We start from the raw sequence: 23,776 nt of genomic DNA, 5'->3' as shown, positions 1-23,776 counted from the left end.
CCTGATGACTACCGAAACGACGACGCTTAACGCAGCCGCACGTAATCTCACCCACGAATCCATAAAATTACCGCCAGAATTGCAAAGAAAGCGCTGGTTGGATTTTCTTGCTCTGGGTTTGGTTGCCGTGGCATTGATGTGGGCGTGGCACGGAGCGGAAATGAATCGCCTGCCAATGCTGTGGACCGACCGCAATAATATGGGCGAATACTTGAGCGAATTTTTTCCCCCTGATTTTCGCTACTGGAAGCTTTACCTCGAAGAAATGATTATAACCATCAAGTTGGCTTTGTGGGGAACGGCTTTGGCCATCGTCTTTTCTATTCCTCTGGGCTTAATGAGTTCGGAAAATATTGCACCGTGGTGGGTTGTGCAGCCAACACGCCGCTTGATGGACGCGTTTCGTGCGATTAATGAGATCGTCTTTGCGATGCTGTTTGTCGTCGCAGTTGGGCTAGGGCCATTTGCCGGGGTGATGGCGATCTTTATCCATACTACCGGTGTGTTGGCCAAGCTGTTTTCCGAAGCAGTGGAAGCGATTGAGGACGGACCGGTTGAGGGCATTCGCGCAACAGGTGCAAACAAGATCGAAGAAATCATTTATGGGGTTATTCCGCAGATTATGCCTCTTTGGGTGTCTTATTCACTCTATCGCTTTGAGTCCAATGTGCGCTCAGCAACGATCCTCGGCATTGTCGGTGCGGGTGGCATTGGCATGGTGCTTTATGAAGCCATTCGCAGTTTCCAGTATGCACAGACGTGCGCCATCATGATTTTTATTGTGGTCACGGTCATTTTGCTTGATTTTGTCTCGCAGTATTTACGCAAGCGGTTTATCTAGGTTACTGACAGTAGATTGAATACACAAATGATTCTGCTGGAAGTGTTTTTATCGAGTCACTTTTGTTTTATCTCAGGAGTTGTTATTTATGAAAAGCATGGTTAAAAAACTGGCGGTAGTTGTCGCTTCGGCATTGACGTTTAGCAGCGTAGTATCGGCTGAAGAACTGAATTTCGGCATTATTTCAACGGAATCTTCCAGTAATCTCAAAACAGTTTGGACGCCTTTTCTTGAGGATATGTCCGAGCAGCTCGGTATGGAAGTAAAGCCATTTTTTGCCACGGATTACGCCGGTATTATCGAAGGCATGCGTTTTGGGAAGGTCGACATCGCGTGGTATGGCAACAAATCAGCGATGGAAGCGGTCGACCGTGCTAATGGAGAAATTTTTGCCCAGACGGTTGCCGCTGATGGTTCGCCAGGCTACTGGTCGTTGATCGTGGCGCACAAGGACAGCCCGCTCAACAGCCTTGAAGATATGATTGAGCACCGTGCAGAGCTAACCTTCGGTAACGGTGACCCGAACTCAACATCTGGTTATTTGGTGCCTGCTTATTATGTGTTTGCACTCAACAACATCGACCCATCCGACTTCAAGCGCAGCATGAATGCTAACCACGAAGCAAATCTTCTTTCGGTTGCCAACAAGCAAGTTGACGTGGCGACCAACAACACTGAAAGCTTGGCACGCCTGAAGGCAACCGCACCAGAGAAAGCTGAATTGATCAAGGTATTATGGAAATCGCCGCTGATTCCTGGTGATCCAATTGTGTGGAATAAAGATCTGGACGATGAAACCAAGGAAAAAGTCAGAAACTTCTTCCTCAACTACGGCACGCAAGACGAACAGGAAAAAGAAGTATTGTTGGGCTTGGAGTGGGCGCCATTCCAGACGTCAGATAACGATCAACTGATTCCAATCCGTCAGCTTGCTGTGTTTAAAGACATGAGCAACCTCAAGAATGACGACACGGTTTCTGCAGAAGAAAAAGCGAAAAAAATGGCTGAGTATGAAGCGACCTTAAAAGAGCTTGATGCAAAGTTGGCGAATAAAGAGAAGCAGTCCAGTTAATTAAGGTTTGGGCTGATGAGGTCATGACTTTTGATCACATCATTCTATTTTAGAAAGATAACCCGGCATGGTGCCGGGTTATCTTTTGTACAGTACAGATTGAACTTTAAGCTTTGTGCATAAACTCAGGATAAGCATGCATACCGCACTCGTGTAGGTCCAGCCCGTCGTATTCGACTTGCTCGGCAACACGGATACCGACAGTCACTTTGAGTATCAGCCAGCAAATCAGGCTGGTGAAGAAGACAAATCCAGCAATAGATCCAATACCGAGTAACTGCACGCTAAAGCTGGCATCAGCCTGACTGAGTGGAACGGCAAGCAATCCCCAAATGCCACAGACACCGTGTACTGATAATGCACCGACAGGATCATCAAGCTTGATGCGGTCGATAGCGAGTACAGCCAGGACCACCAGTACACCGCCAATAATCCCAATCACAATTGCCAGCCATGGTGCAGGGCTGTCTGGTGCCGCAGTGATGGAAACCAACCCGCCGAGTACCCCGTTGAGTAACATGGTCAGATCCGGCTTCTTCAAAACGAGCTGGGCGGTCAAGGTTGCGGCGATACCGCCAGCTGCAGCGGCAAGCGTTGTATTGACGAAAACCAGTGCGACTGTATTGGCTTCATCAATATTTGAAATGGCCAGTTCTGAGCCACCATTAAAGCCAAGCCAGCCGAACCAGAGGATGATTGTACCTAATGCAGCCAGCGGCAGATTGGCACCGGGAATCGCATTGATACGGCCATTTTTGCTGTATTTACCCATACGCGGACCGAGGGTGATGATGCCGGCGAGCGCTGCACTTGCACCACAAAGATGCACAATGCCCGAGCCTGCAAAGTCAACGAATCCGGCTTGATCCAAAAAGCCGCCACCCCATTTCCAAAAACCTTGAATAGGGTAGATCAAGCCACACATGACAACTGAAAAGGTAAAGAATGCCCATAATTTCATACGCTCGGCAACAGCACCGGAGACAACTGACATCGCAGTAGCGACAAAGACAACCTGAAAGAAGAAGTCCGCCATATTGGCGTAAGAAAGGCTGGTTTCACCGCGTTCGGCTTGCGCGAGCCATTCACCGCTGGCAAGGTTGCTCGGAATAAGCGTAGCGAATCCGGGCCAATAAGCATTGCTGGCATTAGCAGGGTACATGATGGCATAGCCAGAAAGGTAGTACATCAAGCAGGCTATGCAAAATAGCCCAATATTTTTGGTCAGTATCTCTGTGGTATTTTTGGCGCGTACCAAACCGGCTTCGAGCATGGTAAAGCCCGCCGCCATCCACAGCACCAGAGCGCCACAAATAAGCAGATAAAAAGTATCAAGTGCAAAGCGCAGTTCAAGAATGTCGTTCATGATGGGTTCCCTTAATTTAGAGTGCGTCTTCGTCGAGTTCGCCGGTGCGGATACGCACGACTTGCTCGAGTTGCTGGACGAAAATTTTGCCGTCACCAACTTTATGGTTACACGCAGCTTGCTGAATACACTGAATGACCTCGTCTGCTTGCGCAGCGCTGACTGCAATTTCAAGCTTGATCTTGGGGAGAAAATCAACCACATACTCAGCGCCACGGTAGAGCTCCGTATGTCCTTTTTGTCGTCCAAAGCCTTTAACTTCGGTAACGGTCATGCCGTTGATGCCTTGTTCGCCGAGTGCTTCACGCACGTCGTCGAGCTTGAACGGTTTGATGATGGCGGTGATCAGTTTCATGGGCACTCCGGGTTGTAATGATAGGCAAAGCGCATATCGCAGCTTTGTGCCTTTCTTATTCATGCAGTGTGCCAAATGCAATGATCTTTCAACAGTCTGATTTTAAATGAGTTAAAAAATCTTTTTATTCTGATGTGCAAAATATGATCGTTAGTTGTGCGATATGGGTAATTAAATGCACTGATTCGGTGCATTGGTTGGTTCATCCGATTTTTGAGCGAAAGTAGCTGATTCAATGAAGTGACAAGGTCATTCATTTCTATGCCTTGACAAGTCTTTGTCAACAGCACACGATGATGTGTCATATCAAGAAAAGGAATGGGTTTCCATGAAATATATTTTGATGCTTGCCGTCGTTTTGGGATTATCAGCCTGTGGCGACGATGAAAAAGTGACAAAAGCCGAGTCAACTGCCGAGCAGCGTGCTGATAACCCTTTGCTCAAAATGCAGGATGAAACAACCAAAAAAGCGGAAGATGCTGTCAATGCTGCACTTGCGAAGCAGAAAGAAGCGTTAGACAGTATTGATAAATAGGGTTATTGGCTTTTGAATAGGCATTGTGTTAATGCTTAAAACGCGCTAAAGCGTTATAATGCCGCGTTCTTACACAAAACGTCTGCCGGGTAGGCGACAGGAAAAACCATGAAAGAAGAATACGAACGCATCCAAAAGTGGCTTGCAGCACGCGGTCTCGGTTCACGCCGTGAAATTGAAGGCTGGATCAAGGAAGGGCGCTTGCGCGTCAATGGCAAGCCCGCTGAATTGGGGCAAAAAATTAATGGTCATGAGCGCTTAAGCTTAGATAACCGCCCGCTGCGTGTGTCGCCGGATCAAGATGCACCACGCCAAATTCTTATGTATAACAAACCAGTAGGCGAAATTTGCACGCGTAAAGACCCACAGGGGCGGCGCAGTGTGTTTCACAGCTTGCCAAAGTTACGCCAAGGGCGCTGGGTAAGTATTGGTCGTTTGGATATGAATACGGCTGGTCTAATCTTATTCACCAATGATGGTGAGCTTGCGAATAAACTTATGCATCCGAGTGCCAATATTGAGCGTGAATATTGGGTGCGCGTAGCCGGTGAAGTAACCGAAGAAATGATCGAAGCACTGCGCAATGGCATGGAGCTCGAAGACGGCTTTGCCAAGTTTAACGATGTCATCCCACTCTTTTCGCCACACGATGACGATACGCAATACAATCGTTATTACAGCGTCACTTTAAACGAAGGGCGTAACCGTGAAGTGCGTCGCCTGTGGGAAGCTGTTGGCTGTCAGGTTAGTCGCTTGAAGCGTACACGCTATGGCACTGTTGAGCTGCCAAAGCCGCTTGCTCCAGGGAAATTCCGCAAGCTTGATAGCGGCGAGCAACGTGCATTACTTGCCCTACTGCAGCGTTGAAGTCTGTCTAACTAAATGCCTGATTTAAGCATACTGTTGAAAATAGATATGTATATATCGATAGATGTTCAGCTGTATGCTTTTGCGGATATGTTTATAATGGGCAACATACAATTTTGAAGGCTGAATCATGAGCGATAACACAGTCAAAGATCGTCCCACAGGGAAAAGTGGCGGATTGGGTTCTATTCCGGTTCGCGTAGAGGGGCGCGAGAGGCCTAAGCCGAAATCGATGGGCGTCAAAAAAAAGGGCGCAGATAAAATCCGTCAAATAGCGGTTAATGTCGAGCATGTTGGTGAAGAGCGCCTGCGCAAGCCGAGCTGGATTCGTGCACAGTTTCCTGGTGGGCCTGAGGTTAAGCGCCTCAAGGGTGTGATGCGTGAGCAGAAGCTGCACAGTGTCTGTGAAGAAGCCTCTTGCCCAAACTTAGGTGAGTGTTTCCGTCACGGTACGGCATCATTTATGATCATGGGCGATATCTGTACGCGCCGTTGTCCGTTTTGTGATGTCGGCCATGGGCGTCCTAATCCGTTAGATAAGGATGAGCCACGACACCTTGCCGAGACAGTTGCTGCGATGGGCTTACACCATGTTGTCATTACCTCTGTTGACCGCGATGACCTGATTGACGGTGGTGCGAGCCACTTTGCTGACTGTATTCGCGAAATCCGCGCTGCGGCACCGCGCATGACCGTTGAAATTTTGACCCCGGATTTTCGTGGTCGTGTCGCTAAAGCGGTTGATATTCTTGTTGAAACACCGCCTGATGTGTTCAACCACAATATGGAAACCATTCCACGCCTCTACGAAGAAGCACGCCCTGGTGCGAACTACGAGCAATCACTGGAACTGTTGCGCGACTACAAAGCAGCTTGTGGTAAGAAAGTATTATCCAAGTCTGGCTTGATGGTAGGGCTTGGCGAAGAGCCCGATGAAATTCTTGAAGTGATGGCGGACTTACGCCGTTATAATGTCGATATGCTGACCATTGGCCAGTATTTGCAGCCAAGTGTGCATCACTTGCCAGTCAAGCGTTACTACACCCCGGAAGAATTTGAAGACTTCCGCGTCAAGGGCATGGAAATGGGCTTTAGCCATATTGCCTCAGGCCCTATGGTACGCTCATCTTATCACGCGGACATGTCGGCGAAAGCGGTGCTGTAATGGCTGGCTTTATTCGTGACGATATTTTTGATCGACCACAGTCCGTGGTCGATTTTCGTTTTGATGAGCGGGTAGCGGCGGTTTTTCCCGATATGATTCACCGTTCCGTACCAGGCTATGCGACTTTACTGCAATTGCTGGCGGTAGTTGGTAAGCACTTTGTGCCAGCTGGTGGTCATGTTTATGATCTTGGCTGCTCGCTGGGTGGTGCGACCATTGCACTTTACCCGCATTTGCCAGAAGAAGTGCGTATTGATGCAGTGGATTTGTCGCCAGCAATGGTTGACCGCTTTAGTGAGTTTGTTGCCGGTAATGGCATGAGCAACGTCCATGTGGCACAGGGTGATATCTTACAACTGGATTTGCAGCCGTGTCATTTGGTGATGATGAATTTCACTTTGCAATTCATCGCGCCAGATTTACGTGATGATCTGCTCAAGCGTATTTACGCAGCACTGCAATCTGGTGGTGCATTATTGCTTAGTGAGAAAACCCGCCCCGAACACGATGACTTACGTGTGTGGCATGAAGCATTCAAAAGTGCACAAGGCTATTCTGATATGGCGATCGCACAAAAGCGGGAATCGCTGGAAAACGTCATGCAGACTGATTGCGTCAGTGCCAGTGAAGCACGCTTGTACAATGCTGGGTTTAGTCGCGTTGAACGCTATTTTCAGGCGCTGCAATTTTGCGGCTGGGTCGCGATTAAATGAATAATCTGGCTTTGCAACAATGGAAGCAGTTGCTCGCGGCAAAAACTTCCCTCGAAAAATTGGATGATACAGCTACAGCGGTACTTGAAACTGCGTGGCAACGCCGTCATGGTCATTTTAACGACTGGCTGGCTGCAGTAGATGATATGCCAAGTGGTGAGAATGGCGATATAGACCTAAGTTGCGCTGCACCATTGCTCAAAAAAGACCTGTCTGTAGATGAACAACAGGTATTACAACAAACTCTGCAAATACTAATGCCGTGGCGCAAAGGGCCGTTTGCACCGTGTGGCATTGATCTTGATTGTGAGTGGCGTAGTGATTTCAAATACGAACGCCTAAAAGCCAGCGGTATTGATTTTAGTGGCAAGCACGTGCTGGATGTTGGCTGTGGCAATGGCTATTTCATGCTGCGTATGCTCGGCGATGGTGCTGCATTGACGGTTGGCGTTGATCCTTCGTGGCACTACTTTGCCCAGTTTCTTGCCTTGCAAAAACTTTATCAGGCTGAGCGTATAGTCTATTTGCCGCTAACCCTTGATGATGTTTTGCTCAATGATATGGATATTACGATGTCGATGGGCGTACTCTATCACCGTCGTGACCCAATGCAGCACTTGTGGCAGCTGCGTGAAACCTTGCGTAAGGGTGGGCAAATGGTGGTCGAAACATTGGTCGTTGAAGGCGACGAGCGAACCGTCTATATGCCACCAGATCGTTATGCAGGTATGGGCAATGTATGGTTTTTACCCAGCCCGGCGGCGCTATGCCAATGGTTGACGAGACTGGGGCTAGAAGTTGAATATTGTAGTGAGCCTGTAGCAACTATTGCTGAGGAACAGCGACGTACTGCATGGATGGATCGATTCTCACTTGATGATTTCATGCAGCCAGACTATCAGGCGACAAAAGAAGGTCTTCCACCTCCGAAACGCGTATTGATCGTTGCGCGCAAACCCTGATTTGTAAAATGCAGCTTTACAGACACATTTTTTTGCCATATTCTTGTGTACTAGTTTATTGAAACATTTGTAACATGAATAATGCTAAAGATGCGGCGCAGGCTGCGCTGCTTGATATATTTGTGACTGCTGAAACGCCGGTACAAGTGCAGGCACTGTTGACCGCATTTTTGACTGATAGCGAGCAACATGAGTTGACTAATCGCCTGCGTATTTTTACTTTGCTGGCGCAGGATTATACCCAGCGTGAAATTGCTGAGCAGCTTGGTGTAGGTATTGCAACGGTGTCTCGTGGTGCACGTGCTTATCAGCAACACAGCATTGCAGAGCTATTGCCGCATTTGCAACACATTAACCTCGAAAAGCATCTCGATAAGGATAAATCATGATTCCTGACATACTAAATATTGCAGGTAAACCACACCTGCGTAAGATTACCGAGGATATCGATTTTTTTGCGCTGTTTAAGCGTATTGAAGCACGTTTCGATACTTGTTTTTTGCAGGAATCCTTGGGTGAGGAAAGCCATATTTCGCGTTATCACGGTATTGGCTTTGATCCAGCAGCGATTATTTTTGCCAAAGATGCAAAAACGCTGTCGATTACTTACCGTGATAGCGGCGAAACCGTTGATTACCCGACGAATAATCCTTATCAATTGTTGCGTGAAATGACGCCGCAACATGTTTTGGCGCGCCAACACACTGGCGGTTTGTTCGGTTACGCGGGCTATGACTCGATCAATTTTTTCGAGCCAACGGTTGGTGCTAAAAGCAGTGAGGATTTTGAGCCTTTTAAATTTGGCGTATATCTCGATGGCCTGACCTACGATAAGATGACTGGCGAGTTGTACTACTTCTACTACAATGAAAACCGCATGGCATTGATTGAGTCTTTATTGCAATCGCCATTGCCGGATGATCCACTCCCTGAGGTTGAATGGCTTGGCGACGGTATGAGCCGTGAACAACATGCAACAGCAGTCGAGCAAGTTAAAGAAGATATTAAAGCAGGGCTGATTTTTCAGTGTGAAGTTGGCTTTAAGTCGCATTATCGTATTCGCGGCAGCAAAATGCCGATCTATGCCCGCCTGCGTGAAGTCAATCCGTCGCCGCACATGTTCTACGTCAAATTTGGCGAACAGCAGATTATTGGTGCGTCGCCAGAACTGCTGTTGCGTTTGCGTCAGGATGAGCTCGAAACTTTCCCACTGGCCGGTACGGCTAAACGCGGTAAAGACAGCGATGAAGACCGCCAATTCGCTCGCGCCTTGCTCAACGATCCGAAAGAAATCGCTGAGCATAATATGTTGGTTGATCTGCACCGCAATGATATTGGACGGGTAGCACGCTTTGGCACGGTCAAGGTGCGTAACCTGATGGACATCAAGCGCTTTTCACACGTGCAGCATATTTCCTCTGAAATCGTCGGTATCCTTGCACCAAAAGAAGACATGTTCACCGCATTGGCGGCCAATTTCCCTGCTGGCACGTTATCTGGCGCGCCTAAAGTAGAAGCGATGAAAATCATCAACCGCCTCGAACCCGATGGTCGCGGGCCATATGGCGGTGCAGTCGGACAGTTCAGCTTTAACGGCGACTGTATCTTTGCTATTCCGATCCGTAGCCTATTTGTGCGTGGTGAAAAAGCTTACGCGCAAACCTGTGGCGGTAACGTGTACGATTCCAATCCAGCTGATGAATACCTTGAAATCGAGCGCAAGCTGGCGGCAATGCGTAATGTACTGAGTGAATTTATGCCGCAAAAGGAGAACAACGCATGAAAGTGCTTCTGATTGATAACTACGATTCTTTTGTGTTTAACCTCTACCAGTATATTGGTGAGATTTTACAGAGTGAAAATCCAGGAGAGGCTGGCAGCGAAGTGATCGTGCGCCGTAACGATGAAATAACCATTGATGACATTGCTGCGATGCGGCCTGATCGCATCGTGATTTCTCCAGGACCAGGTTCACCGGATGATCCTGCTTATTTTGGCGTCTGTGCTGATGCGATTCGCGAGTTTGCGCCAAAGATCCCGATGCTCGGAGTGTGTCTTGGTATGCAGGGAATCGTGCATGTGTTTGGCGGCAAGATTATTCGCGATGATCCACCAATGCACGGTAAAACCTCACCGATTCTGCACGATGGTAAAGGCATATTTCACGGCTTGCCGCAGGGCGTCCAAATCATGCGTTACCACTCGCTCCGCGCGGCACAGCCTTTGCCGGAATGCCTTGAAATTACTGCGGTAGTTGGTACTGAAGATGATGATTTTGCCCAGTTGGCTGAAGCTGATGCAGCGGTAATGGGCGTTCGTCACCGCGAATATCCACTTGAAGGCGTGCAGTTTCATCCGGAATCATTTGCAACTGAAGGGGCTAAAGTTATGCTCAGCAATTTTTTACACCAATTAAATTAATTGATGATAGTATTTAGCTCTATTTTTAACCCTTAAGGATATTAAGTATGAAATCTTGGATGATTATGATGGCTGCGGCTGGTGTTGCGATGGCTGGTTGCTCAAGCGAACCTGATTTCCCTAAAGAGTGTGAAGAAGTAGCCGATATGGTCAAGGACATGGGCAAAGATGCACCTGCGGGTCAAATGGAGCAATTTGAGAAGCAGATGGAACAGTCTCGTGAACAATGGAAAACATTGAGTAAAGAGCAGCGCGAGCAAGCTAAGCAACAATGTATCGCTGCTAAAGATCAGATGAAGCAAATGAAAGATATGCTTGATCAAATGCAGAAAAAGTAAACCTTATCTGCTTTTACAAAGCCCGGTTCACCGGGCTTTTTTATGTCTAGCGTTTTAGGGTCAGTTCGGGATGACTACGGCGAATTGCTCGCAGTACAGCTTTTCATGGTAGCGTTCATCCTAATTACCGCTTTGCTTGCGGATGTAAATATCTGCGATGTGGGCAGATATGAGGATTTTTCGGGGGGGCGGGATAGTATTTTCTGCTGGTTTTGAGGACAGTATTGCCATGTTTGTCGAGGATGTTGCAGCCGTAGTTGCTACTGCGCAGGGTTAGCGGATCACCGATGGCAAGTTGGTTGATGTACTGGTGGGTGGCTGCATTGATCTCTTGCCGGCTGCTTTAGTCGATGAAGACTTCGTTGAGTTGAGCAGACTCGGTTGGCTGAGATGTTGGTGAGTCAGCCTGATGTGACGATGAGTGATGCTGATAGTGCAGATACGTCGGTGCTGGGAGGATCGGATAATGTGTTACGGTTTTTGAAGTTGTTGGTGATTACGGTGCTATTTTTGTCTGCGATGGCTTTGCTAAGTCGGTGAAGGCATTTGTGGATTTAGGGCAACGGGCGACTGCGATTCGTCGGCGTTGAGTGAGTCCATTGGGGCAATTAAACAGAGTCATTATCGTTTGTTTTTGCTGATGGTGGAGCTTGCGTGTGCCAGTTCCCTGTAATTACGAGTATTGATGGTGGGGCGATTGCCAAACAAATCTAAAGCGTTGTGGTTTAGATGAGCTGATTGGTGCAGGTGTTTACTTTGCTTACGGGTATGATGGTGCTGATTACCTCGCTGTTGTCATCGTCACAAGACCGCCTGCGAGACAGTGCACCGTTTCGCTTGCTCGGTATGCAGACTCGCAACTTGTATGCGATTAATATTTTAGAGATTGGTTTATTGGGTGTCAGTGCGGGGCTGATTGTCGTGGTCGGGGTGAGTATCACCGCTTGGGTGCTGATTACGCAGTGGTTTGATTTACGCTTTAGTGTGCCGTTGGCTAGTTTCGTGATGGGTGGTGTGGCATTGCTGACGGTGTTACTGATTATAGCAGTTAGCTATGTTAACTTGGCGATTAAAAAGGGAATTATGGCGAGGGTGCGGGGTATGGTGTGAGGGGATACATATCTCCTTAATACAGTAATATATGTAATGCGTCACTACTTGTTTGTAGTATCTAATCTAGATTGTAAGCTAGTTAGCTATTAGGCATAATTGATTCTATAATATCTTAGACTAGTAGGTAGAGATTAACTTATGCTAAACTTTTTATTTCGTGGCTTGCTTACTTTTAATTCTACCTTTTTACTAATAATCATTTACTTAGTGAAAGAAGATGTTACTTTAGATACAAAAATATCTTACTTAAATAGGTATCAATGGTTTATTAATTATTCTGGTTGGATATCCTATTCTTTATATATACTTATATTAGTAAGCCTTACAGGTATTAGTATCATTCTTAGTTCAAAACTAAGGTCTGATAGATTTAAGGCTGGTGAAATAGTTAATACAGAATATGCAAATAATAGTTTTTTACCTAGTTATCTTGGGTACTTTTTTGTAGCACTTAGTATTAATGATTTTAATACCTTGATATTTATATATATGATATTATTTGTATTTACTTTTTTTTCTCAAGCCTTATATTTTAATCCATTGTTTCTTATATTTGGATATAAATTTTACAATGTTACTACTGTTAAGGGAATGTCATTTTTTCTAATTAGTAAGAAAGATTTACGAGAACCTAAAGCTATAGCACTTAAAGCTAATAGAATAAATAGCTACACATATATTGAAGGAGTAAATTTTGAACTGTCTTATTGCAAAAATAAAAAGATTTAGAGTAAACTCTTATCGAAAGTTAATATCCGAGACAATAGTTTTTGATAATCTCAATTTGTCTGATATAGATTGTATTAATTATGCTCCTGATCATAGTCTAGATGAAGACTCTTGGTTCAAAATAGATAATTTTAAATCACAGAGTTTTTGTATTGATATATTAAAAAATGATTTTGACTCTAAAGATCATGATGATATAGAAAGGTCTGAGTTTAACAAAATTTCTTACCTTATTTCAGTACAAGATAATAATTTTTACTTTCAAAAGGTTAACAAATCTACTTTTTTACGACAAAAATCACTTATCTATTTTGGTGAATCCACTAAACTAGAGGAAAATAATAACCGCCTATTAATTAAAGAAATACCTGACGCCGTTTACTTTAAAGATTTAGATGCCTTAATCTTTAAAAGTTTAGCTACTATTAATACCATCTTTGAAGGTATAGATACTTTATATAGAGAAGCTACAGAAACTGAAGTTATACAATTTCTAAATGAAAGTTTTATTAAGTTAGGCGGTTCTTATGAAGCAGAGAACGTATCAAAACCTAATCGTAAGAGAATTAGTTTAATAATAGATAGTCTATCAAAATTCTCTTCTAATGAGAAACAGGAAATATGTTTATATATAAATGGCTACTGTGGTGATAGACTTCCTTATGATAAAAAAAATGGGCAGTTTTTAATCAATACAGATTCTGATTTAAAAAATCTTATATATGGTATACAAGAGCGTTTTTATACTACTTCTTTTGGAGGAGAAAAACGTTTAGCTAATTCAGTAAAAGTTCTAAATTAACTACTTTATTAATTTGTAAAGTTAATTATTGGTTATCTTAAAATACGGTTTAGCCCTGATAGTAGCGGTTATCCTGCTCGACTAGGTGTGTTATCAGAAAATCACAGATTTTCTCTTGCGTCGGGGCAAGTGTACCCCAAATACTTGCTATTTCCCTCCTCAGGGTAGTCACTTATTTAGATGGAATGCTCCAAACCGTACCATTGCCACATCTAGCTGAGCAGATATGGGCGGATAGCAGGATTGGCTACAAAAAATAAAGATATAACTTAAGTCAAAATACTCCCGTCACTAGCTATTTATATATCCCACTCAACAAAGTTTTTTAATAGCTGTGGTCCTGATTTATGGCTTTTTTCGAGGTGAAATTGGGTTGTAAATATGGTTTTGTTCTAGTAGGTGCTTGATGTCTTGTACAAGGGTGTCAGGGGCGGGGGCGTTGTTTTGGCGGATGTGGCGAAACAGCTGGTCGTAGCCGCTGTTTGTGGCGAGCAGGCCGTGGTAGATGCGCAGGCGCTGTGGGGCGCACTGCTGCATGGTGCTAAAGGCGGCTATTTGGTCGTCAAACAGAGTCGCAGTGGCTTTGCAGTTGGCCAATGGGGAATTGAGGCTATCGTTGATGAGTTTGTAGTTTTTGATTAGGCGGTGATAAGGGTTTTGTGGGAGCGCCGGTGGTGAGAGTTGCTGGGTGTCGATGCCCGGTTGGGTGCAAAGGTGCTGCATGGTGGGGTATGCAGCGAGAATGGGGCGGTCATGGTGGAAGATATTGTGGCCGACGATGAAATCGGCATTTTGAGCCAGCTGGGCGAGTTTGTCGAGGTGTCATTTGCTGTTGGTATTGCGCTCAAGTTCTTGCTGGTCAGGCCTAAGGAGTGCGCCGACTTTGAGGATGTCGTCGTGGTCATGGGTTTCGAGGTCAAAAAAGAGGATTTTGCTGTGCTTCATGATGCGTCGCTGATGATGCGGCCGTTGTCGAGGTGCAGGATGTGGTGGTCGCGCTGGCCGAGGTCGAGGTCAGGGGTGATCGAGGTGATGAAGAGCTGTGCGCCGCTGTCGTAGAGGAAGTTGAGCAGCAGGTTTTGCCTTTCGGGGTCGAGTTCGGCGGCGAGGTCGTCGACGAGCATGATCGGATGCTGACCGCTGGCTTCGGCAATCAGGCGTGCTTGGGCGAGAATCAGTGCGCTGATGAGGGTTTTCTGCTGACCACGCGAGTAGTGGTGGGCAATGTCGTGGCCGTCAGAATGGAAGCGCAGGTCGGCGCGGTGAATGCCGTCGCGGGTGTGCTTGAGCAGGCGGTCGCGGTCGAGATTGTCGTCGAGCAGTTCACGCAGGTTTTTGTCCTGATGCCAGCCGCGCTGGTAGTGAATGGTGATGGTTTGCAGGCCGCCGAGCTTGGCGTGGAAGCCGTTGAGTGCGGCTTCGAGCTGTGTGAGGTAATCGTGGCGCATCTGGTCAATGTGGTTGGCAGTGCTGTCTAGCATGGCGTGCCATGGACGAATATGCTGGTTTGCCCAGCCGTCGCGCAAGGCGGCATTGCGGCTTTTTAGCGCGTGCTGGTAGCGCTGCCATTGTGGCAGGAAGTTGGCGTCGTGGTAGAACAGGCCAAAGTCGATGAATCGGCGGCGGTGTTCGGGGCCTTGGTCAATCAGCGAGAAGTGATCGGAATTGATGATTTGAATCGGCACGAGGCTGGCGAGGTCGCCAAGGCTTTTGAGGTCTTCGCCGTCGAGACGGATTTGATGCGCGTTGGCGTGGCGCTCGATGCCGAGCAGGTGCTGGTCGCCGTTGCGTTCAAGGTGGGCAATGAGACGGTAGTAGTCGTGGTCGTGGCTGATGATGTGGCGGGTTTTGCTGCTGCGGAACGAGCGCCCGCGCCCGAGGATATACAGGGCTTCGAGCAGAGCGGTTTTGCCCGCACCATTGGCGCCGTGAATGTGGTTGATGTGCGGATGGGCGTGCAATTCGAGGCCGTCGAGATTGCGCAATCCACTGATGTGCAGGCGGCTGATGGTGGTCATGTGTTCCAGCCACGATATTGCAGGGCTTCGGCAGCGTGTGCTTTGCTGATGTTATCGCTGGCGTCGAGGTCGGCGATGGTGCGCGCGACTTTGAGCAGACGGTGGTAGGCGCGCATCGAGAGTTGCAGTTGTGCGGCAGCGCGGTCGAGCAGGGGATAGATGTCGGCATCGGCGTGCAGATGGGCTTTGAGTGCTTTGCTGTCGAGTTGTGCATTGGCGCAGTTTTGCCGCGTAATTTGTCGTTCACGGGCGGCGCTGGCTTGCTGGCGCAGTTCGGCGCTGTGTTGCTCGCCGGTGTTTTCTTCGCGCAATTGTTGCGGGGTGTAACGCGCGACGTGTACGAGCAGGTCGATGCGGTCGAGTAACGGGCCGGACAGGCGCTGGCGGTAGCGCGCGACTTGGTCGGGGGTATCAGTGCAATTGCGTTCATCGTCACCATGATAACCACACGGGCAAGGGTTCATCGCGGCGATAAGCTGGAAGCGGGCGGGAAATTCGCTTTTCATTGCGGCGCGTGAAATGGTGATATGACCATTTTCCAGTGGTTCGCGCAGCATTTCGAGGACGCGGCGTTCAAATTCGGGCAGTTCATCGAGAAACAGTACGCCGTGGTGAGCGAGCGAGATTTCGCCGGGCTGCGGAATCGAGCCGCCGCCAACCAGCGCGGTTGCCGAGCTGCTGTGATGCGGTGCGCGGAATGGTCGCCGTTGCCAGTCGTCGGGGTCGAAGCCGTGTTGGCTAATCGAGCGGATAGCGGCGCTGGTGATGGCTTCGTCGCGGGTCATTGGCGGCAGGATGCCGGGAAAACGTTGCGCGAGCATGGATTTGCCGGTACCGGGTGGGCCGCTCATTAATATATGGTGGCCGCCTGCGGCGGCAATGAGCAGGGCGCGTTTGACTTGGGTATGGCCGATGACGTCGCTGAAATCAGGGTAGTCGGGAATAGTTGGCGCAGCGCTTGTAGTGTTGTCGGCGAGCCAATCCTGCTGGCCGTGCAGGATGGCGGCGATATGTGCAAGGCTGTGCGCTCCGCGTACCTGCTCACCGGCGACCAGTTTGGCTTCGCTGACGTTTGCTTCAGGGACGACGATAAAGCGCCTGGCATTGCTGCTTGCCAATGCGCAGGGCAGGACACCACGCACAGGGCGTAAAGCGCCGCTGAGTGCAAGTTCACCGTGAAATTCGTATTGTTCAAGGCCGGTAGCGGGGATTTGGCCTGATGCAGCGAGAATGCCGAGGGCGATGGCGAGGTCGTAGCGGGCGCCGTCTTTGGGCAGGTCGGCGGGGGCAAGCGAGATGGTGATGCGCTTTTGCGGGAATTCGAAGCCGCTGTTGAGGATGGCGGCGCGTACGCGGTCTTTACTTTCCTTGACTGCTTTTTCCGGTAGCCCGACGAGGGCGAGTTGTGGCAGGCCATTGGCGAGGTGGACTTCTACGCGCACCAGTGGGGCATCGAGCGAGAACGGGGCGCGGGAATGGATACTGGCCAGTGACATGTGATGTCCGTGCAAAGGAAAAGATTATAGCAAATGAAAAGATGAGAATTTTGACATGTTTAACTGCGGGTCTATCTTTGTGATTGGTTGTGAGTTTTGCGACAATGCCGCACATTGTATTTTTTAAATCGGGGATAGCAAGATGAAAAAATCCATTTTAAGTGCAGCATTGGCTTTGGCGGCGACGGCAGCTTATGCAGCCGAGCCGGTTGTGGTGGCGTCGAAGATTGATACCGAAGGCGGCTTGCTTGGTCAGTTTTTGGTACAGACGCTACAGGCGCATGATGTTGATTTGGTCGACAAGACCGAGCTGGGTACGACCAATATTCTGCGTGAAGCACTGGTCAGTGGCGAGATTGATGTTTATCCGGAATACACTGGTAACGGTGCGTTTTTCACCGAGACTGCGGATGACCAGCGCTGGCGCAATGCCGACGAGGGCTATGCCTTTATTAAGGAAGCGGACGAGAAAGACCATCAATTGGTGTGGCTCAAGCCTGCACCGGCCAACAATACTTGGGGCATCGCGGTCAATGATGCGCTGTTTCAGCAAGGGGTGAGCGATTTTGATGCACTCAAGCAGTATTTGGCTGATGGTGGCGAATTGAAGCTGGCGGCATCGGCGGAATTTATCGATAGTCCGGTGGCACTTCCGGCATTTCAGGATACTTATGGCTTTGAGCTAAATGATGACCAGCTGCTGGTGCTTTCCGGCGGCAACACGGCGGCGACGATTCGCGCAGCTGCGATGGGTACCAATGGCGTGAATGCGGCGATGGTTTATGGCACGGATGGCGCGATTGCCGCGGCCAATCTGCATGTGCTGAAAGACCAGAAGGGCGCACAGTCGGTTTATGCGCCGGCAGCCGTGGTACGCGCCAGCGTGCTGGAAGCGTATCCGCAGTTGCCGGAAATCATCGAGCCGGTATTTGCCACGCTTGATGACGAAACCTTGCAAGAACTCAACAGCAAAATTCAGGTTGAGGGACTTTCTGCGCAACAAGTCGCTGCGGATTATCTCAAAGAAAAAGGCTTGATTGACTGATGCGCCGCATCGATCCGGTACGCGCCTTTTTGGCGCTACTGGTCTTGGTGGCGGTGTGTTTGCCGCTGCTCAATTTTGCCCCTAACCGCCTGTTTTCCGGTGAAGCAATCTATTGGCAAGACGCATTACACGGTTGGCAATGGTTGCCAGCCGTGGCGGCGTTATTGCTGGTGCTGGGTAGTGTAGCCGTACCTGCTTTGACTTTGTGGGCAGCGCTCGCGTTAGCGATGGTGGTTTTGTGGCAGGTTGGCAGTACGTCGCAAGGCTTGGCTGAGGGCGCCGGTGCAGCGGCACGGGCAACCTTATCAAGCAGCTTTTGGCTGCTTCTTTTGTGTGCGCTATTGCTGATTGTTGATGCGGTACGCCGTGATGGTAAGCGCCGCGCGGGCAGTATTGCATTGCTCGCTGTGGTGCTGTTTGCCGCGGTGTTGCTTTACAGTGGCGAGTGGTCGACGGTGTCGTTAATCAAGGAATACCACAATCAGGCGAGCCGCTTTGCCGCCGAATTGCGCCAGCATATGCTGTTGGTAACGGTGAGCTTTGCGCTGGTTGCGCTGCTCGGTTTTCCGCTTGGCTGGTGGCTGAGCCGCAAGCAATGGGCAGTCGCGCCATCATTTGCGGTGCTCAATATTATTCAAACCATTCCCTCGATTGCGCTGTTTGCGCTGTTGCTCGCGCCGCTGGCAGCATTGGCACAACGCTATCCGCAGTTATCTGAATGGGGCGTTGGCGGCATTGGCGTGGTACCGGCAGTGATTGCGTTGGTGCTGTATACACTGTTGCCGCTGGTGCGCAATACTTATGCCGCCTTCCACGGCATTGATGCAGATGTGCGCGAAGCCGCGCGCGGTATGGGCATGACGGCGTGGCAGGTGTGGTGCAAGGTCGATGTGCCGTTGGCGCTACCGGTGATTTTGTCCGGCGTGCGTATTGTGCTGGTGCAGGCAATTGGTCTTGCCGTGGTTGCGGGGCTGATTGGTGCAGGCGGGCTGGGTACGTTTGTGTGGCAGGGGCTGGGGCAGTACGCGATGGATTTGGTCTTACTCGGCGCGATTCCGACGATTTTGCTGGCGTTGGCGGTCGATGCACTGCTGCAATGGCTGATGAATGTAACCGATACAGGGAGGCAGCATGCTTGAATGCCGTCACTTGAGCAAAAGCTTTGCCGGACGCAAGGTGATTGATGATTTGAATCTCGATATTGCCAATGGCGAGCTGGTGGTACTGATTGGCCCGTCGGGCTGTGGCAAATCAACCTTGCTGCGCATGTTTAACCGCTTGATTGAGCCCGACAGCGGCGAAGTGCTGTTTAACGGTGAAGTAGCGAGTGCCATGAAACCAGCTGAATTGCGCCGCCGCATTGGCTACGTCATCCAGTCCACAGGGTTATTCCCGCATTGGACGGTTGCGCGCAATATCGGTACGGTGCCGCGCTTGCTCGGCTGGCCCAAAGCGCAGATTGATGCACGCGTACGCGAAGTGATGGCAGCGATGGATATGGATTACGATCTCTACGCCGACAAACATCCGCACCAGCTGTCCGGCGGGCAGGCACAGCGTGTCGGTGTGGCGCGGGCACTGGCCGCTGATCCCGATGTCCTGCTGATGGACGAGCCATTTGGTGCGCTCGATCCGGTGACGCGCAGCAATTTGCAACACATGCTGCGCAGTATTCAGCGCCGCAGCGGCAAAACGGTGATTTTCGTCACTCACGATATGGATGAAGCACTGATGCTGGCGGATAAAATCGCCATCATGCACGATGGCAAAATTGATCAATTTGCCGATCCGATTACCGTACTCACGCGTCCGGCCAATGATTTCGTGCGCGACTTTGTCGGGCAGGCGGATTTGGGCTTGAAGCTGCTCGACAGGCGCTTGGTAGGTGAACGGATAACAGCAGCGGATGGCGAAGGGCACGAATGGCAATGCGATGTAGACGGACAACCACAGCAGTTGGTCGGTGGCAGAATGCCGGGTGACAGTGATGCACTGGTGATGGATGGTACCGTTGTCGTGACAGAGCAAACCACGCTCAAGGAAGCATTGTCACGCATGGTCTGGCATCGTACGTTGTTTTTGCCGGTCGTCGATAGCGACAGCGGTCGTCTGATCGGCGAAATATCGCTTGACGCAGTACTGGCGAGGCCGAAAGCCCATGCGTAAATGGCCGTATCTGTGGACGGGATTGCTCGCAGCGGCATTGGTCACGTTGATTTACTGGTTGCCGCATAGCCAAAGCACATTTGCCGAATGGTTCCCGAAGTTGCGCGCGCCACTCTATAACCGGCAAGGCTTTGCTGAATTGCTGGGGAGTCATGTGTTGCTGGTTGGTGCGTCATCTTTGCTGTGTATATTGATTGGTGTAGGGTTGTCCATTTTCGTTACCCGCCCGATCGGGCGCGATTTCCAGCCCTTGCTGGCTTCGGTCAGCGCAATTGGGCAGACGTTCCCGCCCGCCGCTGTATTGGCAATCGCAGTACCGATGGTTGGCTTTGGTTTTATGCCCGCGCTGGTTGCACTGGTGATTTATGGTTTGCTACCGATTATCGAAAACAGCATCCGTGGATTCAAAGGTGTCGATTCCGCAGTACGCGAAGCTGCGCGGGGGATGGGGATGAAAGCCGGGCAGCAATTGTGGCGGGTAGAAATGCCGCTGGCGTTTCCGGTCATGCTCGCCGGTATCCGCACCTCGGTACTGATCAATATCGGCACCGCAACCATCGGCTCAACCGTCGGCGCACAAACCCTCGGTACGCCAATCATCGCCGGACTGGTCAACAGTAACCCTGCCTACGTCATCCAGGGCGCAGCAATTGTTGCTTTGCTGGCGATGCTTACCGACAGCTTGTTTGATCTTGCCGAGCGCAAAGTCAGTGCATATAAATATGCTGATCAGTGACAGTTAGCTCAGGTGAATCCTTATATGAGATCAATAAAACTGAGGAAGGAAAAATGAATCTTAATTTTTTACTGTACGTTATATGAAGGAAGAGGATTAGATAAAAAATACAATGTATTAATTGATACAATGGATCCTTAAAAACAAGAGGTATCTGATTTTTTAGATATTCTTCGAGGAAAAGCAGGGGCAGCAGGATTAGTTGTTGAGCCTGAACCGGATATTGGGGTGTCATATATCAAAGTCAGATGCGATGGAGAAAAATATTAACTTGATTTGTTTGAGTATGCCGAGGATGGTGAGCCTATTATCCGTATGAAAGCTGATGGTATTAATGAACTTGATGAGTCTGAATTATTTGAGAATTTGGCACTTTTTGAGGGTGATGTATATCCTATTTGTAATGTAACCAAAAACTTTGAATTTGTAAAAAAGTATTTATAGAGTTTTTGGAAACAGGAAATGTTTCGTATGATTTGATGAGATAAATAGAAAATTAAAAGATGATTATTTTTCAGTCTTTTATGCAATAAAACAAGTATTGACTGGAAGCACGCAGCACTATCGTGCTTCCACCTTTTGAACGAACGGAAAAGCCCCTCTTGTTGTTGGTAGCCGGTTGCTGTGTTTCGTGCCAATGTCATGGAAACCAAAGGGTTCACTAATCTATCCGAAGCGATCGATGCTTACGTCGCATACCTTTTCGCGTGCATAGAAAGTGAATTTTATTTCATGCAATATGCGCAGGGTTTTTAATCTAAATTGATTGGCGAGTTTAGATATACTGAACTTATTCAAGCAATAATTTATCTAGATTGAGTTTTAACTACAATAGAAACTATGGAACAATAAAGCTACTCCATGACGAGTTTATCTTGATGGCCGACTAAATCGTGAGGGATTTGTCATGGCAAACCAATGATAGTCGTGGCAGTCTTTGGCTGTACTGAAATACTAATTAGGAAAAATTATGCGATATAAAATTTTGTCTCTCATGGCTGCAACAGGCTTGGGCTTATATACTCTGCCAGCCTCTGCACAATTATTTAACAATATGGCTGGAGCAAATAGCACGTCGACAAGTGAATCCACTGTGGAGGTAAATGCATCGGATCGTAGTGTAGGTGATGCGAGTGCTTTGGCAGCTTATATAGATGGATCGCAGAGTTTGTCTGGTCAATTTGAGCAAATCGTTTATTCAAATCGTGGTGAAGACGTTAGCAGTGGTAGTTTCCGTCTAAAGCGACCAGGAATGTTTGACTGGCAGTACACTGAGCCTAGTGAGCAGCGGATCATTAGTAATGGCACTAAGGTTTATCATTATGACCAAGATCTCGAACAGATCACCATCCGTCCGCGTAGCGAGCTGGCTGGAGATATCGCAATGAACTTGCTGGTTGGTGATAAAAAATTGCTAGAGTCTTTTGATGTCAGTGCGCAACCTGCATCAAAGGCTCCTGCACGCTTACGTAGTGATGAACCAGGCGTGACGTTTTATGAGCTTAAGCCCAAAAATAGCAGTGATGAAATAGATCAAGTGTGGATTGTGATGCTTGATGGGGTTATTACTGGCGTATATGTCGATACTGGCGTTGGCCAGCAAAGCTTGATTGTATTGCATGATGTAAAGCGTAATGCCAATATTGCAAACAATGCATTTAATTTCACGCCACCAGCTGGGGTCGATGTCATCGGTGACTGATCAACCAGCTTTATTCGGTGGTACAGCACATAAACCATTGGCAGAGCGCCTGCGGCCACATTCTATCGAAGAATATATAGGGCAGGCGCATTTACTAGGTAAGGGGAAGCCTCTTTCTAGTTTGCTGGAGCAGGGCAAACTGCTCTCAATGCTTTTATGGGGACCGCCGGGCTGTGGGAAGACGACACTGGCTTTACTTTGTGCCCAGTATGCAGATGCGAATTTTGTGCGCCTTTCAGCGGTATTTAGTGGCGTCAAGGACGTTAGAGAAGCTGTTTTAAAAGCACAAAGAGACCGTGATCATGGACTTGATACAATTCTGTTTATCGATGAAATTCACCGGTTCAACAAGGTGCAGCAAGATGCCTTTTTGCCTTACGTGGAAGATGGTACGATTGTCCTAATTGGTGCCACAACTGAAAATCCTGCTTTCCATCTCAATAATGCATTACTGTCACGCCTGCGTATTTTCCATTTACAGCCAGTAAGCTGTGAAGATATTGCAGGTAAATTGCGCGATGCGGAAAAGATGCTGGATGGTATTACAGTCGATGAAGAAACAATTGATGCGTTTTCTGTACAAGCGGCGGGAGATGTACGTAAAGCATTATCGTGGTTGGAGGAATGGGCTTTACTGCGGTCACGCAATATTGATCCTGAAGAAGCACGTGAGCAGGTGCTTGCCGAGCAGCCTAAGGCGATAGATAAGCAGGGCGACTGGTTTTATGAAATGCTTTCGGCGTTCCATAAATCATTGCGGGGATCGAACGCTGATGGTGCAATGTATTGGTTTGCACGAATGATTGAAGGTGGTGCTGATCCTCTCACCATTGCACGTAGGATGCTGTGTGTCGCGAGTGAAGATATTGGTAATGCTGATCCTCAGGCACTCAATATTGCTTTAAATGCTTATATGGCTTATGAGCGCTTGGGTAGTCCTGAGGGGCATTTGGCTTTGGCTCAAGCAATTACTTATTTGGCGATGGCGCCAAAAAGCAATGCAAGTTATAAGGCAATGAATGCTGCCTTTGCTTTAGTTCGGCAGCATCCTGCTTATGCTGTCCCCAATCATTTACGCAATGCACCGACTAAAGTGCATCGTAATGAAGGTTACGGAAAAGCCTATCGCTACGCCCATAATGAGCCGCAAGCTTATGCGGCTGGGCAGACTTATTTGCCGGATGAGATTGCTGGAACGGTGTTTTACGAACCTAATCGCCGCGGCTTTGAAATCAAGCTGGCTGATAAGTTGATGAAATTGCGTGAACTGGATAATTTGCAGACATCTGGGGAATAGAAAAATCCGTCGAGTTAAATTTTAATAAATTGATACT

25 protein-coding genes are annotated in these 23,776 nt (G+C 48.5%); 20 read left to right on the top strand and 5 right to left on the bottom strand.

Annotation, left to right across the window (positions count from 1 at the left end; translation table 11 throughout):
• Window positions 1–4 precede the first annotated feature (4 nt).
• Window positions 5–841 carry a phosphonate ABC transporter, permease protein PhnE gene (phnE, locus tag KRX19_07080; protein MBV7434788.1) on the top strand — a complete coding sequence of 279 codons (837 nt, stop codon included), beginning with the start codon at window positions 5–7 and terminating at the stop codon, window positions 839–841.
• Between the two features lie 88 nt (window positions 842–929).
• Window positions 930–1,913: a phosphonate ABC transporter substrate-binding protein gene (gene phnD / locus KRX19_07075; protein MBV7434787.1), complete on the top strand. Its 984-nt coding sequence runs from the start codon at window positions 930–932 to the stop codon at window positions 1,911–1,913.
• A 106-nt stretch (window positions 1,914–2,019) separates the two neighbouring features.
• On the opposite strand, the gene KRX19_07070 is transcribed toward phnD, so the two are convergent.
• Entirely contained in the window at window positions 2,020–3,279 is a 1,260-nt protein-coding gene (locus KRX19_07070; GenBank protein MBV7434786.1) for an ammonium transporter, read from the bottom strand.
• 16 nt (window positions 3,280–3,295) lie between these two features.
• Window positions 3,296–3,634, bottom strand: coding sequence for a P-II family nitrogen regulator (locus tag KRX19_07065; GenBank protein MBV7434785.1), 339 nt, complete (start codon window positions 3,632–3,634; stop codon window positions 3,296–3,298).
• A 328-nt stretch (window positions 3,635–3,962) separates the two neighbouring features.
• Between KRX19_07065 and KRX19_07060 the strand changes: the two genes are divergently transcribed.
• From KRX19_07060 to KRX19_07005, 12 genes are all read left to right on the top strand, one after another.
• Window positions 3,963–4,169 (top strand): hypothetical protein, encoded by a 207-nt coding sequence (locus KRX19_07060; GenBank protein ID MBV7434784.1) that lies wholly within the window; start codon window positions 3,963–3,965, stop codon window positions 4,167–4,169.
• A 108-nt stretch (window positions 4,170–4,277) separates the two neighbouring features.
• The gene (locus tag KRX19_07055) at window positions 4,278–5,036 is read left to right on the top strand and encodes an rRNA pseudouridine synthase (protein ID MBV7434783.1); all 759 of its coding nucleotides are present in this window, start codon (window positions 4,278–4,280) and stop codon (window positions 5,034–5,036) included.
• A 130-nt stretch (window positions 5,037–5,166) separates the two neighbouring features.
• The gene (gene lipA, locus KRX19_07050) at window positions 5,167–6,201 is read left to right on the top strand and encodes a lipoyl synthase (protein MBV7434782.1); all 1,035 of its coding nucleotides are present in this window, start codon (window positions 5,167–5,169) and stop codon (window positions 6,199–6,201) included.
• Window positions 6,201–6,914, top strand: a complete 714-nt coding sequence (cmoA, locus tag KRX19_07045; GenBank protein ID MBV7434781.1) for a carboxy-S-adenosyl-L-methionine synthase CmoA — start codon at window positions 6,201–6,203, stop codon at window positions 6,912–6,914. Before lipA ends, cmoA begins: the two co-directional genes overlap by 1 nt.
• The gene (gene cmoB, locus KRX19_07040) at window positions 6,911–7,876 is read left to right on the top strand and encodes a tRNA 5-methoxyuridine(34)/uridine 5-oxyacetic acid(34) synthase CmoB (GenBank protein ID MBV7434780.1); all 966 of its coding nucleotides are present in this window, start codon (window positions 6,911–6,913) and stop codon (window positions 7,874–7,876) included. The genes cmoA and cmoB overlap by 4 nt, the downstream gene beginning before the upstream one ends.
• Window positions 7,877–7,950: 74 nt before the next feature.
• Window positions 7,951–8,265, top strand: coding sequence for a helix-turn-helix domain-containing protein (locus KRX19_07035; GenBank protein MBV7434779.1), 315 nt, complete (start codon window positions 7,951–7,953; stop codon window positions 8,263–8,265).
• Entirely contained in the window at window positions 8,262–9,659 is a 1,398-nt protein-coding gene (locus tag KRX19_07030; protein ID MBV7434778.1) for an anthranilate synthase component I family protein, read from the top strand. The genes KRX19_07035 and KRX19_07030 overlap by 4 nt, the downstream gene beginning before the upstream one ends.
• Window positions 9,656–10,297: an aminodeoxychorismate/anthranilate synthase component II gene (locus KRX19_07025; GenBank protein ID MBV7434777.1), complete on the top strand. Its 642-nt coding sequence runs from the start codon at window positions 9,656–9,658 to the stop codon at window positions 10,295–10,297. The genes KRX19_07030 and KRX19_07025 overlap by 4 nt, the downstream gene beginning before the upstream one ends.
• Window positions 10,298–10,344: 47 nt before the next feature.
• Window positions 10,345–10,635, top strand: coding sequence for a hypothetical protein (locus KRX19_07020; protein MBV7434776.1), 291 nt, complete (start codon window positions 10,345–10,347; stop codon window positions 10,633–10,635).
• Between the two features lie 756 nt (window positions 10,636–11,391).
• Window positions 11,392–11,745, top strand: coding sequence for a hypothetical protein (locus tag KRX19_07015; protein ID MBV7434775.1), 354 nt, complete (start codon window positions 11,392–11,394; stop codon window positions 11,743–11,745).
• A 141-nt stretch (window positions 11,746–11,886) separates the two neighbouring features.
• A complete protein-coding gene (locus KRX19_07010) occupies window positions 11,887–12,477 on the top strand; it encodes a hypothetical protein (protein ID MBV7434774.1) in 591 nt (196 codons plus the stop codon).
• The gene (locus KRX19_07005) at window positions 12,443–13,279 is read left to right on the top strand and encodes an ATP F0F1 synthase synthase (GenBank protein ID MBV7434773.1); all 837 of its coding nucleotides are present in this window, start codon (window positions 12,443–12,445) and stop codon (window positions 13,277–13,279) included. The genes KRX19_07010 and KRX19_07005 overlap by 35 nt, the downstream gene beginning before the upstream one ends.
• A gap of 345 nt (window positions 13,280–13,624) precedes the next feature.
• Here the strand turns inward: KRX19_07005 and KRX19_07000 are convergent, their stop codons facing one another.
• The 3 genes from KRX19_07000 to KRX19_06990 form a co-directional block, all read right to left on the bottom strand.
• Entirely contained in the window at window positions 13,625–14,002 is a 378-nt protein-coding gene (locus KRX19_07000; protein MBV7434772.1) for a hypothetical protein, read from the bottom strand.
• Window positions 14,003–14,220: 218 nt separating this feature from the next.
• On the bottom strand, window positions 14,221–15,297 hold the full coding sequence (gene recF / locus KRX19_06995; GenBank protein MBV7434771.1) for a DNA replication/repair protein RecF: 1,077 nt from the start codon (window positions 15,295–15,297) through the stop codon (window positions 14,221–14,223).
• Window positions 15,294–16,793 carry a YifB family Mg chelatase-like AAA ATPase gene (locus KRX19_06990; GenBank protein ID MBV7434770.1) on the bottom strand — a complete coding sequence of 500 codons (1,500 nt, stop codon included), beginning with the start codon at window positions 16,791–16,793 and terminating at the stop codon, window positions 15,294–15,296. The genes recF and KRX19_06990 overlap by 4 nt, the downstream gene beginning before the upstream one ends.
• A gap of 142 nt (window positions 16,794–16,935) precedes the next feature.
• Between KRX19_06990 and KRX19_06985 the strand changes: the two genes are divergently transcribed.
• From KRX19_06985 to KRX19_06960, 6 genes are all read left to right on the top strand, one after another.
• On the top strand, window positions 16,936–17,838 hold the full coding sequence (locus KRX19_06985) for a hypothetical protein (protein ID MBV7434769.1): 903 nt from the start codon (window positions 16,936–16,938) through the stop codon (window positions 17,836–17,838).
• Window positions 17,838–18,977 carry an ABC transporter permease gene (locus tag KRX19_06980; GenBank protein ID MBV7434768.1) on the top strand — a complete coding sequence of 380 codons (1,140 nt, stop codon included), beginning with the start codon at window positions 17,838–17,840 and terminating at the stop codon, window positions 18,975–18,977. The genes KRX19_06985 and KRX19_06980 overlap by 1 nt, the downstream gene beginning before the upstream one ends.
• Window positions 18,970–20,004 (top strand): ABC transporter ATP-binding protein, encoded by a 1,035-nt coding sequence (locus KRX19_06975; GenBank protein MBV7434767.1) that lies wholly within the window; start codon window positions 18,970–18,972, stop codon window positions 20,002–20,004. The genes KRX19_06980 and KRX19_06975 overlap by 8 nt, the downstream gene beginning before the upstream one ends.
• Complete coding sequence (locus KRX19_06970; protein MBV7434766.1) at window positions 19,997–20,740, top strand: ABC transporter permease; 744 nt, start codon at window positions 19,997–19,999, stop codon at window positions 20,738–20,740. Before KRX19_06975 ends, KRX19_06970 begins: the two co-directional genes overlap by 8 nt.
• Before the next feature lie 970 nt (window positions 20,741–21,710).
• Complete coding sequence (gene lolA / locus KRX19_06965) at window positions 21,711–22,442, top strand: outer membrane lipoprotein chaperone LolA (GenBank protein ID MBV7434765.1); 732 nt, start codon at window positions 21,711–21,713, stop codon at window positions 22,440–22,442.
• Window positions 22,426–23,739, top strand: a complete 1,314-nt coding sequence (locus KRX19_06960) for a replication-associated recombination protein A (protein ID MBV7434764.1) — start codon at window positions 22,426–22,428, stop codon at window positions 23,737–23,739. Before lolA ends, KRX19_06960 begins: the two co-directional genes overlap by 17 nt.
• Window positions 23,740–23,776: the final 37 nt, after the last annotated feature.

The sequence above is a fragment of the Cardiobacteriaceae bacterium TAE3-ERU3 genome, assembly GCA_019218315.1.
Lineage (GTDB): Bacteria > Pseudomonadota > Gammaproteobacteria > Cardiobacteriales > Cardiobacteriaceae > JAHUUI01.
Note: the sequence above shows the minus strand (reverse complement) of the source record. Positions and strands in the feature narration are given on the sequence as shown.